This window comes from Streptomyces sp. AA1529, from assembly GCF_000280905.1.
Lineage (GTDB): Bacteria > Actinomycetota > Actinomycetes > Streptomycetales > Streptomycetaceae > Streptomyces.
The window spans coordinates 1-13424 of sequence record NZ_ALAP01000031.1; the positions used below are offsets into that span (position 1 = coordinate 1).

A 13424-nucleotide genomic window follows, 5' to 3' on the forward strand; every position below is an offset into this window, starting at 1 on the left:
ACGGCAAGCTGACGCCGGAGCTGATCGACCGGGAGGCGTTCGGCTGGGACGACGAGCACCGGGCCATGCCGCAGGTGGTCTCCTTCGCCCAGAACACCGAACTGGGCACGCTCTACACGGTGGAGGAGATCCGCGCACTGTGCGACCACGCGCACGAGCGGGGCATGTTCGTCCACCTCGACGGGGCGCGGATCGCCAACGCGGCGGCGGCGCTGGACGTCCCGATGCGCGCGTTCACCAACGCGGCGGGCGTGGACATCCTCTCCTTCGGCGGCACCAAGAACGGCATGCTCTTCGGCGAGGCCGTCGTGGTGCTGAATCCGGACGCGGTCCGCCATATGAAGCATCTGCGCAAGCTGTCGATGCAGCTCGCCTCCAAGATGCGCTTCATATCCGTGCAGTTGGAGGCCCTGCTCGCGGGCGACCTGTGGTTGCGCAACGCACGGCACTCCAATGCGCTGGCCCAGCGCCTGGCGGCGGGGGTGCGCGAGGTGGCGGGTGTGGAGATCCGCTACCCGGTGCAGGCGAACGCCGTCTTCGCGCGGCTGCCGCACGAGGTGAGCGAGCGCCTGCAGAAGCGCTACCGCTTCTACTTCTGGGACGAGGCGGTGGGCGAGGTGCGCTGGATGTGCTCGTTCGACACCACCGAACAGGACGTGGACGGCTTCCTCGCCGCGCTCCGCGAGGAGATGGGGCGCTAGCACCGGGCGCTCCGCAGACCTGCCGAATACTTATGCGGTCCGTCGTAATTGTATTGAGTTGCGGCGGGCCGCGCCGTACGCTGGCGCGGCATGAAGCTCACCCCCGTCACCGCTGACGACTCCGCCTACCTCGCCGCCGACGACGTCGTCGACCACACCCATCCCCTGGTGCGGGAGACGGCAGCGCGGCTGCGTTCCGGCACCGACGGCGACGCGGCCGCCTACGCCCGTGCCGCCTACGAATTCGTCCGTGACACCATCCCGCACTCCGCCGACGTCGAGGACTGGCGGATCACCTGTCGGGCCTCGGACGTGCTCGCCCAGCGGATCGGCATCTGCCACGCCAAGTCCCACGCCCTGGTCGCCCTGCTGCGTGCGGAGGGCGTCCCCGCGGGCTTCTGCTATCAGAAGCTGAACGTCCTTCACGGGCTGATCGCGGTGCGGCTCCCGGACTCGCGGCACTGGGTGCGGCAGGACGCGCGGGGCAACAAGCCGGGAGTGAACGCCCAGTTCAGGTTGGACCGCGAACAACTCGCCTTTCCGGTGTGGCCGGAGAAGGGGGAGTGCGACTACCCCGTGCTCTACGCCGAGCCGCACCCGGTGGTGGTGCGGGCGCTGCGGCAGGCCACGGGTCCGGCCCGGCTGTGGCAGTTGCTGGACACGGCGCTCTAGCCGCATCGGCCGGGCGGCGGGGCCGACCCACCGGCCCCGCCGGAGCCGGGCGCGTCCGCGGCCGGCCCGCCGGCGGCCTCGCCTCCGGCCGGTCGGCCTCCCGACTGCGAGCGCCGTCCGGGCGGACGCACGGCGGGCCCCCGCGTCAGCGGCGCGGGGTGCGCAGGTGGATGCGCTCGCCCTGCTTTCCGAAGAGGCTGAGCACTTCGACGTCCCCGCGTCCGGCCGCGCCGAACCAGTGCGGAATCCGGCAGTCGAACTCGGCGGCTTCGCCCGCTCCCGCGACGAAGTCCTGGTCGCCCAGCCGGACGCGGAGCTGCCCGCGGAGCACATAGAGCCACTCGTGGCCCGCATGGGTCCGCAGATGGGGCGCATCGTCGTGCGCGGGGATGGTCATCTTGTAGGCGCGGGGTTCTCCCTGCTGCCGCGACAGCGGGATCAGCACCCGGCCGTCCTTCTTGGTGGGCTGCTGCGGCACCCGCGGGTCGAGTATCCGGGGCGCGGCCACCACCTCGTCGAGCGGGATGCCGAGCGCACCGGTGATCGGCAGGAGCAGTTCGAGGCTCGGCTTGCGCTGCGCCGACTCCAGCCGCGACAGCGTGCTCGTCGAGATGCCGGTGGCGCGCGCCAGGTCGGCCAGGCTGACGCCCTTCTTCTGACGGGCGCGGCGCAGCCGGGGAGCGATCTGTTCGAGCACGGCGCCGACGCTCGGTTGCTGATCCATGGGTGCAGTCAAACCAATGTGTCCCGGAATCGGCAAGAGACTTTGTCGAAAGTGGAACGCCCTCCCGATTCTGTCGGTGGAGGTGATCCGCAATGGACGCAGCAACCGCTGCAGGAAGTATCCGGGACGCCGTCGTCGTCGGCGGCGGGGCCGCCGGCCTGGCTGCCGGGATCGTGCTCGCACGGGCGCGGTTCGCGCCCCTGATCGTCGACGGCGGCGCTCCCCGCAACGGGCCCGCCGACCGGATGCACGGGTATCCGACCCGGGACGGCATGGCGCCGGGGGAGTTCGTCGCGACCGGGCAGAGCGAGTTCGGCCGGTACGGCGGAACGCTCCTGCGCGCGTCGGTGGCCGGGGCACGGCGCACCGCGGACGGGACGTTCGAGCTGCGGCTCGGGGACCAGCGCACGGTACGCGCCCGGTCGGTACTGGTCGCCACCGGACTGACCGACGAACTGCCCGACATCCCCGGACTGTCCGAACGGTGGGCATCCCAGGTGCACCACTGCCCGCACTGCCACGGCCACGAAGTACGGGGACGCTCCCTCGCCGTGCTCGGCGGCCCCATGGCGGCGGTGTCGGTGCATCTCGCCGCGCTGCTGCGCCGCTACAGCCCGACGGTGGCGTTCTGCGTCAACGGCATCGAGGTCGCCGCCGCCGAGCGGCAGCGCCTCACGGCGTACGGAGTGCGCCTGGTCGACGGGCGGGTCACCCGGGTCGGGTCACCCGCCGGTACACGGGAGGGGGACGCGGTCGGGATCGAGCTGGACAACGGCGAGTCCCTCGTGTGCGAGGCCGTCTTCGTGGCGCCCCGGCCCGCACCGCACGACGCGATCCTGGCCATGCTGGGAGCGGGCCGGGACCCGGTGAGCGGGCTCGTCGCCGTCGACGCGCAGGGCGCCACGGGCGTCCCCGGGGTCTGGGCGGCCGGGAACGTGGTCAATCCCCGGGCGCAGGTCGTCACGGCCGCGGGGGCCGGCTCGACCGCCGCCGTCAACATGAGCGCCTGGCTCCTCGAACGGGAGCTGTCCGCCGCGGTCCGGGGCGAGCAGCCGGTCCCGGGGGGTGCGCTCTGATGGCGGGCACCGCGGAGACCTCCCGCGCCGGCCGCCCCGACAGGCTGCCCCTCGGCGTGTACCTGCTGGGGTTCAGCCTGTTCGCGATGGGAAGCGCGGAGTTCCTGATGGCCGGCGTGCTGCCGGCGGTGGCCGAGGACCTGGACATCACGCTCTCCTCGGCCGGGTTCCTGATCACCGCGTTCGCGCTCGGTGTGGTGGTCGGCGGACCGCCGTTCGCCGTGCTCAGTCTGCACTGGCCGCGCCGCACCGCGCTGGTGGTGACCCAGGGCGTCTTCGCCGCCTGCGTCGCCGTCGGACTGCTGGGCGACTACCGGGTGCTGCTGGTCACCAGGGTGGTCTCGGGCATCGCCTACGCGGGCTACTTCGCCGTCGCGTCGGCCACCGCGATCAGCCTGGTGACACCGGACCGCAACGCCCGCGCCTCCGGAGTCGTGGTCAGCGGGCTGAGCGTGGCCATGGTCGCCGGCGGTCCGGCGGGCACGCTGCTCAGCCACTTCACCGAGTGGCGCGGCGGTTTCTGGGCCGTCGTGGTCCTGACGGCCGCGGGGATCCTCGGCTGTCTGTCCGGGCTTCCCGCCGCCGCTCCGCGCGCCGAGCGGTCCGCCGGGCCGAGCGTGCCGCGGGAGCTGGCCACGATGCGCAGACCGGCGCTGTGGGGCATCTACGGGATCACCGTCCTCACCACGGCCGCATACATGATCACGTTCAACTACCTGGCCGCGATGCTCGAGGACATCACCGCCCTCTCCGAGGCGGCCGTCCCGGGGGTCCTGGCGCTGTTCGGGGTCGGAGCCTTCGTGGGGCTGTCCGTCGGCGGCCGGGTCTCCGACCGGCGCCCGCACCTCGCGCTCCTCACCGGCGCGTCGGCGACCGTGCTCCTGTCGGTCGTGATGGTCGCCGCGATCCACCGGGTGTGGGCGGTGGTGCCCACGGTCCTCCTGGCGGGCATCGCCGCGTTCGTCCTCAACCCCGCCCTCTACGGACGCGTCTTCGCCATCGCGGCCGAGGCGCCGACCCTCGCCGGGGCCACCACCGTCTCGGCCTTCCAGCTGGGCATCAGCATCACCCCCGTGCTCGCGGCCGCCTCGCTCGCCCGGGGTGCCGCTCTCACCTCGGTCTGCCTGATCGGGGCCGCCCTCGCCGCGGCCGCCGTGCCGCTCATCCTGCTCGACCGGGCCCGGCAGATCCGCTCGCGGCGCCTCGCGGTGGCGGACGCGGCCCCGGTCACCGGCCCCGCGCCGGGCGACGGGGCCGGCGCGCCGCGGGCGGGGGAGGCCGCTCCGCGATCCGGACCGTCCGCACGCACCCCGTAGTCGGGGGCGCCCCGGGAGCCGCGGGGCGCCTCCACGGCGGCTCCCGGTGGCGTGAACCATGCGGTGCGCCGGCCCCTGGGGTTTGCCGGGAGCGGGAAGGTGAAAGAGAGCCAGATGCATAGATGGTCGATACATCTGATCTCCGGTGGGTCCTTCGGCCGGCTCTCTCCGGGGGCAGTGGCGGTGCGCCGACCGCGCCGCCGGAGATCGGAACCGGACGGAGGGGCAACATGTGCGGAATCACCGGATGGGTCGCCTACGAACGGAACCTGGCGGCCGAGCGCGCGACCGCCGAGGCCATGACGGAGACCATGGCCTGCCGCGGTCCGGACGAGGCCGGAACCTGGATCGCCGGCCCCGTCGCCCTGGGCCACCGCAGGCTCGCGATCATCGACCTCCCCGGCGGGAGCCAGCCGATGGCCGTCGAGACCCCCGAGGGCCCCGTCGTGCTCGTCTACTCCGGCGAGACCTACAACCACGGCGAGCTGCGTCGTGAACTGTCCGACCGCGGTCACCGCTTCCGCACCCGGTCGGACACCGAAGTCGTGCTGCGCGCCTATCTGGAATGGGGTGCCGACCTGGCCGAACGGCTGAACGGCATGTACGCGTTCGCCGTCTGGGACGGCCGCTCGGGGCGGCTGACCCTGGTCCGCGACCGGATGGGCGTCAAACCCCTCTACTACGCCGAGACCGCCGACGGTGTGCTGTTCGGCTCCGAGCCCAAGGCGCTGCTGGCCAACCCGCTGGCCCGCCGCGCGGTCGGCGCCGACGGCCTCCGCGAGCTGTTCACCCTCGTCAGGACACCAGGCCAGGCGATATGGGAGGGCATGCGCGAGGTCGAGCCCGGCACGGTGGTGACCGTCGGCCGCGACGGCCTGCGCACCCGCGTCTACTGGAGGCTGGAGACCCGACCGCACACCGACGGCAGGCGGGAGACCGTCGAGCGGGTGCGTGAGCTGCTGGACGACATCGTCTCCCGCCAGCTCGTCTCCGACGTACCCCGCTGCACGCTGCTCTCCGGCGGTCTCGACTCCTCGGCGATGACGGCGCTGGCGGCCCGGCAGCTGCGCGCGAGCGGCGGGACCGTGCGCAGCTTCGCCGTCGACTTCGTCGGCCGGACCGAGAACTTCGTCGCCGACGAACTCCGTGCCACCCCCGACACGCCCTTCGTGCACGACGTCGCCCGCGAATCCGCCACCGAGCACCAGGACATCGTCCTCGGCTCCGAGGAACTGGCCGATCCCGAGCTCCGCGCCCGGGTCGTGCGGGCCCGCGACATCCCCGCGGGCTTCGGGGACATGGACGCCTCGCTCCATCTGCTCTTCGAGGCCGTCCGGCGCCGGTCCACGGTCGCGCTGTCCGGGGAGTCGGCCGACGAGGTGTTCGGCGGCTACAAGCAGTTCTTCGACGAGGACGCGCGCCGGGGCGGCACGTTCCCGTGGCTGGTGCGGGGCGCCCACAGCCCCGGCGTGGCGGGCGGTCTGCTCGACGACTCCGTCGCCCGTGCTCTCGATCTGCCCGGCTACGAGCGGGACAGCTACGCTGACGCGGTCTCCGGGATCCGGCGTGCCGAGGGGGAGAGCGACTTCGAGTACCGGATGCGGGTGCTGTGCCACCTCCATCTGACCCGGTTCGTCCGCGTCCTGCTCGACCGCAAGGACCGCGCGAGCATGGCCGTCGGTCTGGAGGTCCGGGTGCCCTTCTGCGACCACCGGCTGGTCGAGTACGTCTACAACACGCCCTGGGCCCTGAAATCGTTCGACGGCCGGGAGAAGAGCCTGCTGCGCGAGGCGACGGCAGACGTGCTGCCCCGTTCCGTCTACGACCGGGCCAAGAGCCCCTACCCGGCCACGCAGGACCCGAAGTACCACAGGGCGCTGCAGCGGAACGTCGAGGAACTGCTGGCGGCGCCCTCCCACCCGGTCTTCGACCTGGTCAGCAGGGAGCGGCTGGAGCGGATGGCCCGGACCCCGGCAGCAGGGAGCACCCGGAACGCCCGGTACGGCATGGAGCGCGCCCTCGATCTGGCGCTGTGGATCGACATGTACGCGCCCACGCTTACACTCTCCTGATCAACAGCAGGACCCGGCCGGTTCCTGATCCGCCGAGAGTGCCGGGGTGAACTCGTGGGGGAGCGATGGGGACCCGGCAGGACGCGGCGTTCGAGATGGTCCTGGCCCTGCACCGGGTGCTGCGGTCGCTGCGCCGGGCCGGGCCGACCGGCGGGCTGCAGCCCACCCAGCTGATCGTCCTGGCGCTGCTGACGGAGGCCGGTCCCAGCCGGATCGGTGTCATCGCCGACCGGGTCCCCTGCTCCCAGCCGACCGCCACCGCGGCGGTGGCGGAGCTGCAGACCGCGGGGCTCGTCCGCCGGGAGCCCGACCCCACCGACGGCCGCGCCGCGCGTGTGGCCGTCACCGAGGAGGGCTTCGCCGCGCTGCGCGGGGTGGCCCACGGCGAGGCCGCGGTGCTTCTGGAGCGGCTCGGCGCGCTGCCGGACGAGGACGCCGAGCGGGTGCTGGCCACGGCCCCGCTGCTGCGGCTGCTCGCGGACGGCGACCGGGCGGACGGCGACCGGGCAGGCGGGTAGAGTCCGGCCCTGGCCGGCGCACCGGCCCGCCGTCGGACCACGGGGCGCAGTCCGGCGTCCGGTGGGCGGTCACCCGGTCACGGCGGTCACCCGGTCACTGCGTGCGGGCCTGCGCGGGGGTGGGTGCGGTGCCGCCGAGGTGGGCCGGCAGCCACCAGGTGTCGTCCGGCGTCCGGGGCGTGGCCGGGTAGGCGCGCTGCGCCGCCTCCAGCAGCTCCTGCATCCGCTCGCGCAGCTGCTGGGTGACGCCGCGCACCGACTCGTGCGGCTCCGCCTCGATCGGCTCGCCCACCCGGATGCCGACGGGGAAGTGGTTGCGGCCGAAGTCCCGCTTGTGTCCCTTGGTCCACAGCCGCTGGGTGCCCCACAGCGCCATCGGGACGAGCGGTACCCGGGCGTCCTGTGCCAGCCGGGCCGCGCCGCTCTTGAAGTCCTTCAGCGTGAAGGACGGGGAGATGGTCGCCTCCGGGAAGACGCCCACGACCTCGCCGGACCGCAGTGCCCGCAGCGCGTGCTCGTACGCGTGCTCACCCCGCGAGCGGTCCACCGGTATGTGCTTCATCGCGCGCATCAGCGGTCCGGAGACCTTGTGCCGGAAGACCGACTCCTTGGCCATGAAGCGCACCAGCCGTTTTGCGGGGCGCGCGGCGAGGCCGGTGAAGAGGAAGTCGAGGTAGCTGATGTGGTTGCTCACCAGCACGGCGCCGCCGCGGGAGGGCACATGTTCGGTGCCGCGGATGTCGAAGCGCAGGTCGAGAGCCTTGAACCACGCTCGTGCCGCACCGATCACCGGCGGGTAGAGGAGATCTGCCACGTCGGGGTAACCCTTCGTCTCGGGATGCCGGTACTTACGGGGGCGTAACTTCCGACTGCGGCTGATCGTTCCCCAAAGCGTTGCTCCTGGCTACCCTCACGGCAGACTTGTCCGTATGCACGCGGGAATCGCGGTAATCGCAGGAATCACAGGAATGGAGGTCTTCGTGGTGGAGCGGGTGGAGCGGGTGGAGCGGCTGAACCCCGAGGTGCTCGGTGCCGGTGCGCGGCTGGGGGAGCGGGCCACCCTCGTGCAGTTCTCCAGCGCCTTCTGCCAGCCCTGCCGTGCCACTCGCCGCACGCTTGCCGAGGTGGCCGCCATGGTCGAGGGCGTCGTACACCTGGAGGTCGACGCCGAGGAGCACCTGGCGCTCGTGCGCGAGCTGGAGGTGACCGGCACACCCACGGTGTTCGTCCTCGACGCCCGGGGCCGGATCGTCCGGCGCGCGACGGGGCAGCCGCGCAAGGCGGACGTCATCGCGGCGCTGGGTGCCGCGGTCGACACGTCCCCCGCGGCCGAGGGTCCGGAGTGATCGAGATCCTGCCCCGGGGCACTCGCTTCGCACCGTCCCGCGTGATGGAGTTGGGCTGTTCCCGCTCCCCGTCGGCGACGGTTGGCAACGTCACAGTTCGGCGGTCTTGAGAACGGGGAACGTGCTGGATGTACTGACGAGTAATATTGTGGACGGACGCCCGGTCCCACCGGACCGGAACCCGTGAGTCGAAGCAGTAGGAGAGCCGGCGTGAGCTTGAGGATCGTTGTCTGTGTGAAGTACGTGCCCGACGCCACCGGTGACCGGCACTTCGCGGAGGACCGGACCACCGACCGCGAGTCGGTCGACGGGCTGCTCTCCGAGCTGGACGAGTACGCGGTCGAGCAGGCCCTGCAGATCGCCGACTCGGACGGGGTCGACGACGCGGAGATCACCGTGCTCACCGTGGGCCCGGAGGACGCCAAGGACGCCCTGCGCAAGGCGCTGTCCATGGGCGCGGACAAGGCCGTGCACGTCGAGGACGACGACCTGCACGGCACCGACGCGCTGGGTACCTCCCACGTCCTGGCCAAGGCCATCGAGAAGACCGGCTACGACCTGGTCGTCTGCGGCATGGCCTCCACCGACGGCACGATGGGCGTGCTGCCCGCGATGCTGGCCGAGCGGCTGGGCGTGCCGCAGGTGACCCTGCTGTCCGAGGTCTCCGTGGCGGACGGCAAGGTGACCGGGCGCCGCGACGGCGACACCGCCACCGAGCAGCTCGAGGCCCCGCTCCCGGCGGTCGCCTCCGTCACCGACCAGTCCGGCGAGGCCCGCTACCCCTCCTTCAAGGGGATCATGGCCGCCAAGAAGAAGCCCGTCGAGTCGCTGGACCTCGACGACCTGGACATCGAGGCCGAAGAGGTCGGCCTGGAAGGCGCCTGGACCAAGGTCGAGGACGTGGCCGAGCGCCCCCCGCGTGCCGCGGGCACCGTCGTCGACGACGAGGGCGAGGGCGGCAAGCAGCTCGCCGCGTTCCTCGCGGAGCGCAAGTTCGTCTGAGACGGCCCGGCCGCCGCGGCGACGCCGCCCGGAACCGGTCGCACCCTCGTCCCACCGACCTCCCACTGATCTTCCGCAGGAGAGCACCCCATGGCTGAAGTCCTTGTCTACGTCGACCACGTGGACGGCGCCGTCCGCAAGCCCACCCTCGAACTGCTGACCCTCGCCCGCCGGCTGGGCGAACCGGTCGCCGTGCACCTCGGCCCGAACGCCGCGGACGCCGCCAAGACCCTCGGCGAGTACGGCGCCACCCGCGTACTGGCCGCCGACGCGTCCGAGTTCGCCGACTACCTCGTCGTCCCCAAGGTGGACGCGCTGCAGGCGGCCCATGACGCCGTCTCGCCCGCCGCCGTGCTGGTGCCCTCCTCCGCGGAGGGCAAGGAGATCGCGGCACGGCTCGCGGTCCGCCTCGGCTCCGGCATCGTCACCGACGCGGTCGACCTGGAGGCCGGTGACGAGGGCCCGGTGGCCACGCAGTCGGTCTTCGCCGCCGCCTTCACCACCAAGTCCCGGATCACCAAGGGCACTCCGGTCATCACCGTCAAGCCCAACTCGGCCACCCCGGAGGCGGCTCCCGCCGCGGGCGCGGTCGAGGAGCTGGCGGTCGGCTTCGGCGACACCGCCACCGGTACCAAGGTCACTTCGCGCACCCCGCGCGAGTCCACCGGCCGCCCCGAGCTGACCGAGGCCGCGATCGTGGTCTCCGGCGGCCGCGGCCTCAACGGCGCCGAGAACTTCCCGCTGATCGAGGGCCTGGCCGACTCGCTGGGCGCCGCAGTGGGCGCCTCCCGCGCCGCGGTCGACGCCGGCTGGTACCCGCACTCCCACCAGGTGGGCCAGACCGGCAAGAGCGTCTCTCCGCAGCTCTACATCGCCACCGGCATCTCCGGGGCGATCCAGCACCGCGCCGGAATGCAGACCTCGAAGACGATCGTGGCCATCAACAAGGACTCCGAGGCCCCGATCTTCGACCTGGTCGACTACGGCGTCGTCGGCGACCTCTTCCAGGTCGTCCCCCAGCTCACCGAGGAGATCAAGGCCCGCAAGGGCTGATTCCCCGGCAGCTCGACCCGGCAGTTCGACGGCTGAGCCCCGCACCGGTCAGGTGCGGGGCTCGGTACGTTCCTCCCGCGCCGCCTCCGGGGGCCGGGTGGGCTCCGTCGGCGGCTTCCGGGGGTCGGTCAGAAGGCGAAGACGGAGCTGCCCTCGATCCGCTTCTGGCAGGCGTTGGCGAAGGTGTGCTCGTAGTTCACGCGCTCGCCCTGCCACACCCCCTGGGCGGTCACCACGACGGGCCGCCATTCCTTGGTGCAGAAGGTCTGCTCGCCGCCCTCGGCCAGGGCGTCGAAGTTCCCGCCGGAGGCCCGCAGTCGGGCGCACGCGTCCTGCGCGGCGGGGTGGCTGCCGGACGGGGCCGGCATGCAGTTCAGGGTGACGGCACGCTGGGGTGCCGTGGTCGCGGCGCTCTCGCCGTCCGCGATGGTGAGCACCAGGGCCGAGGGGGCGTACAGCGAGGTGGCCTTGGCAGGCGCGGCCTCGGCGGGTGCTGCCGTGAGCGCGAGGGCGCTGACGGCGCCCGTGACAGCAGCCGCCGTGGTGAGGACGGTGCGCCAGGGTGCGGTCTTCCGCATTGTGTGCTTCCTTCCGCTTTGGGGTAAGTGCCGGATCTATCGGCGAAAGTGAGTTTGCCGAGTCCGCGTGAACAAAGCACATCGACCCCCGCCGTTTCGGTAACGTTTCGCATTGAATCAGTGGCGCAAAGTGACGCCTTCCTGCTCCCGCGGCCTGCGGCGACACCCCCCGTCTGACGCTTTCGCCCTGCCCGTATGGCCTGATCATCGTGTTTCACGACGACCGGAAACCGTGGTTCGGGCCGTTCCCCGCTCGCTCCGGTGGCTCCGCCGTACCCGCTCCCGGGGAGCCCTTGACTGGCTGGTCAGGCCGCCATTAGCGTCACGGCACCGACTTCAACGTTTTGTTGATGTCAGGTCGGAGTGCGGGAGAGGGAGTACAGATGGCGCAGGGCGGGACCGTGGGGACCAGCTTGGGCAGCGGCGTGCTGGAAGGGGTGTCCCGGCTGCTGGAGCCGGTGGACGCCGAACTCGCCCGCCGCTACCCGGGGGAGCCGAGCACCCGGCAGCCGGTGCACACCGTCTATGTCCCCGCCGACACCGTTACGCCCGGCACCGTACGGGAATGGGGCGAAACCGCCCGGGCACTGCTCGAGGCGCACGCGCCGGACGCCGCCTCCCTCGCCCGGGTACTGGGCATGGATGAGGCGCTGGCCGGGCCGGTCCACACGCGGATCCTGGACAAGCTGCGCCGGGAGCCCGTGGAGGACCTGCGCATCGACTTCGAGGACGGCTACGGCGTCCGGCCCGACGACGAGGAGGACGCCGCCGCCCTCCGGGCCGCCGCACTGCTCGCCGACACCTTCGCCGAAGGCGCCCCGGGACCCGCTCCCGCCTGCGCGGGCATCCGGATGAAGTGCATGGAGGCGGCCGTCCGCGACCGCGGCATCCGCACCCTCGACCTCTTCCTGACCGGCCTCATGGAGGCGGGAGGACTGCCCGGCGGACTGGTGCTCACCCTGCCGAAGGTGACCTACCCCGAGCAGGTCACCGCGATGGCCCGGCTGTGCGAGGAGTTCGAGAAGGCCCGCGGCCTGGCGCCGGGCCGGATCGGGTTCGAGATCCAGATCGAGACCACACAGGCGATCCTCGGCGCCGACGGCCGGGCCACCGTCGCCCGGCTGATCGACGCCGCCGAGGGCCGCGCCACCTCGCTGCACTACGGCACCTTCGACTACAGCGCCTCCTGCGGAGTCTCGGCCGCCCACCAGGCCATGGACCATCCCGCGGCCGACCACGCCAAGGCCGTCATGCAGGTCGCCGCCGCGGGAACCGGGGTCCGGCTCTCCGACGGCTCCACCAACGTCATCCCCACCGGCGGCCGGGAGCAGGTCCACGACGCCTGGCGGCTGCACCACTCACTGGTCAGGCGCTCGCTGTCGCGTGCCTATTACCAGGGCTGGGACATGCACCCCGGCCATCTGCCCACCCGCTACGCCGCCGTGTACGCCTTCTACCGCGAGGGCATGCGGCGGGCCGGTGAACGGCTGGCCGCCTATGTCGAGCAGGCCGGCGGCGAGGTGCTGGACGAGCCGGCGACCGCCCGCGCGCTCAGCGGCTATCTGCTGCGCGGCCTCGACTGCGGCGCACTCGACGCGGCCGAGGTCACCGCGGTCTCCGGGCTGGACCGCTCCGGGCTCGACCGCCTCGCGGGCCGCTGAGCCCGCCCGTTCTCCGGGCGGCCGCCCAGGTCTCGCGCGGCCGCCCGGTCCCGGTGCGGCCGGAAGGGACGCCCGGGCGCAGCGGCCGGGAGGGGGCCAGGTCCGTGCCGTGCCGTGCCGCCGGCCGCCGCGAGGCGTTCCGTCCGCCGTTCCCGGACCGGGCGGGCGCCCGGTCAGACGTCGGCGCCCAGCCGCTCCCAGCCGTCGGCCAGAGCGGTCAGCTCGCGCAGCAGCCGTTCCCGGTCCGCGGGCTCGTAGGGGGCCAGGAGCCGCTCGTCGAGCTCCCGCACCCGGCCGTCGGCCTCGCGGAGCGCTTGTTCGCCCTCCGCCGTGAGGAAGAGCAGCTTGCGGCGGCCGTCCGCCGCCGCGGTCCGCCGCTCGAGCAGCCCGCGGTCCTCCAGGCGCCGGGCCAGGTCCGCCATGGTGGAGGTGTCCAGGGCGACGGCGGCGGCCAGCGAACTCTGGTCGCAGCCGGGGCTTGCCCCGACCGTCGTCAGGACGGCGAACTGCGGTCCGGTCAGCGTCGGGCCGACCGTACGCAACCACCCCGCGAGATACGCCTGGTACAGGCGCCGCACCTGGTAGCCGGGCGCCGCGGTGAGCACGGCGGGAGCGGACGGGGTGGCGGGTGCCGCCGCGGAATCCGCCGCGGGTGTCCCTTCCGGGGTCGTGTCAGCCATGTACCCACTTAAGCACGGGAGTTGG

General features: G+C 72.8%; 14 protein-coding genes. 10 read left to right on the forward strand and 4 right to left on the reverse strand.

The annotated features are described in order from the left end of the window. Together A949_RS0109115 and A949_RS0109120 are read left to right on the forward strand one after the other, a co-directional pair. Positions 1-701: threonine aldolase family protein (locus A949_RS0109115; protein WP_019355700.1), on the forward strand; the 701-nt coding region annotated here is incomplete at its 5' end. 90 nt (positions 702-791) lie between these two features. Then, positions 792-1373 (forward strand): transglutaminase-like domain-containing protein, encoded by a 582-nt coding sequence (locus A949_RS0109120; protein WP_019355701.1) that lies wholly within the window; start codon positions 792-794, stop codon positions 1371-1373. Between the two features lie 145 nt (positions 1374-1518). Here the strand turns inward: A949_RS0109120 and A949_RS0109125 are convergent, their stop codons facing one another. Then, entirely contained in the window at positions 1519-2097 is a 579-nt protein-coding gene (locus A949_RS0109125; protein ID WP_019355702.1) for a helix-turn-helix domain-containing protein, read from the reverse strand. Positions 2098-2189: 92 nt separating this feature from the next. On the opposite strand from A949_RS0109125, the gene A949_RS0109130 reads away from it, so the two are divergent. The 4 genes from A949_RS0109130 to A949_RS0109145 all read left to right on the forward strand — a co-directional run bounded on the left by A949_RS0109130 (position 2190) and on the right by A949_RS0109145 (position 7079). Next, entirely contained in the window at positions 2190-3173 is a 984-nt protein-coding gene (locus tag A949_RS0109130) for an NAD(P)/FAD-dependent oxidoreductase (protein ID WP_019355703.1), read from the forward strand. Next, the gene (locus A949_RS32960) at positions 3173-4489 is read left to right on the forward strand and encodes an MFS transporter (protein WP_019355704.1); all 1317 of its coding nucleotides are present in this window, start codon (positions 3173-3175) and stop codon (positions 4487-4489) included. The genes A949_RS0109130 and A949_RS32960 overlap by 1 nt, the downstream gene beginning before the upstream one ends. Positions 4490-4719: 230 nt before the next feature. Then, positions 4720-6561: an asparagine synthase (glutamine-hydrolyzing) gene (gene asnB, locus A949_RS0109140; protein ID WP_019355705.1), complete on the forward strand. Its 1842-nt coding sequence runs from the start codon at positions 4720-4722 to the stop codon at positions 6559-6561. Between the two features lie 65 nt (positions 6562-6626). Then, positions 6627-7079, forward strand: a complete 453-nt coding sequence (locus A949_RS0109145; RefSeq protein WP_019355706.1) for a MarR family winged helix-turn-helix transcriptional regulator — start codon at positions 6627-6629, stop codon at positions 7077-7079. 94 nt (positions 7080-7173) lie between these two features. On the opposite strand, the gene A949_RS0109150 is transcribed toward A949_RS0109145, so the two are convergent. Further along, positions 7174-7893, reverse strand: a complete 720-nt coding sequence (locus tag A949_RS0109150) for a lysophospholipid acyltransferase family protein (protein ID WP_019355707.1) — start codon at positions 7891-7893, stop codon at positions 7174-7176. A gap of 154 nt (positions 7894-8047) precedes the next feature. On the opposite strand from A949_RS0109150, the gene A949_RS0109155 reads away from it, so the two are divergent. From A949_RS0109155 to A949_RS0109165, 3 genes are all read left to right on the forward strand, one after another. After that, entirely contained in the window at positions 8048-8425 is a 378-nt protein-coding gene (locus A949_RS0109155) for a TlpA family protein disulfide reductase (protein ID WP_019355708.1), read from the forward strand. 210 nt (positions 8426-8635) lie between these two features. After that, complete coding sequence (locus A949_RS0109160) at positions 8636-9427, forward strand: electron transfer flavoprotein subunit beta/FixA family protein (RefSeq protein ID WP_078534828.1); 792 nt, start codon at positions 8636-8638, stop codon at positions 9425-9427. 90 nt (positions 9428-9517) lie between these two features. After that, positions 9518-10480, forward strand: coding sequence for an electron transfer flavoprotein subunit alpha/FixB family protein (locus A949_RS0109165; protein ID WP_019355710.1), 963 nt, complete (start codon positions 9518-9520; stop codon positions 10478-10480). A 128-nt stretch (positions 10481-10608) separates the two neighbouring features. On the opposite strand, the gene A949_RS0109170 is transcribed toward A949_RS0109165, so the two are convergent. Next, complete coding sequence (locus A949_RS0109170) at positions 10609-11058, reverse strand: subtilase-type protease inhibitor (protein WP_019355711.1); 450 nt, start codon at positions 11056-11058, stop codon at positions 10609-10611. Positions 11059-11441: 383 nt separating this feature from the next. On the opposite strand from A949_RS0109170, the gene A949_RS0109175 reads away from it, so the two are divergent. After that, positions 11442-12719, forward strand: a complete 1278-nt coding sequence (locus tag A949_RS0109175; protein WP_019355712.1) for a DUF6986 family protein — start codon at positions 11442-11444, stop codon at positions 12717-12719. A 173-nt stretch (positions 12720-12892) separates the two neighbouring features. Here the strand turns inward: A949_RS0109175 and A949_RS0109180 are convergent, their stop codons facing one another. Next, a complete protein-coding gene (locus A949_RS0109180; protein ID WP_019355713.1) occupies positions 12893-13399 on the reverse strand; it encodes a MarR family winged helix-turn-helix transcriptional regulator in 507 nt (168 codons plus the stop codon). Between the last annotated feature and the right edge of the window lie 25 nt (positions 13400-13424).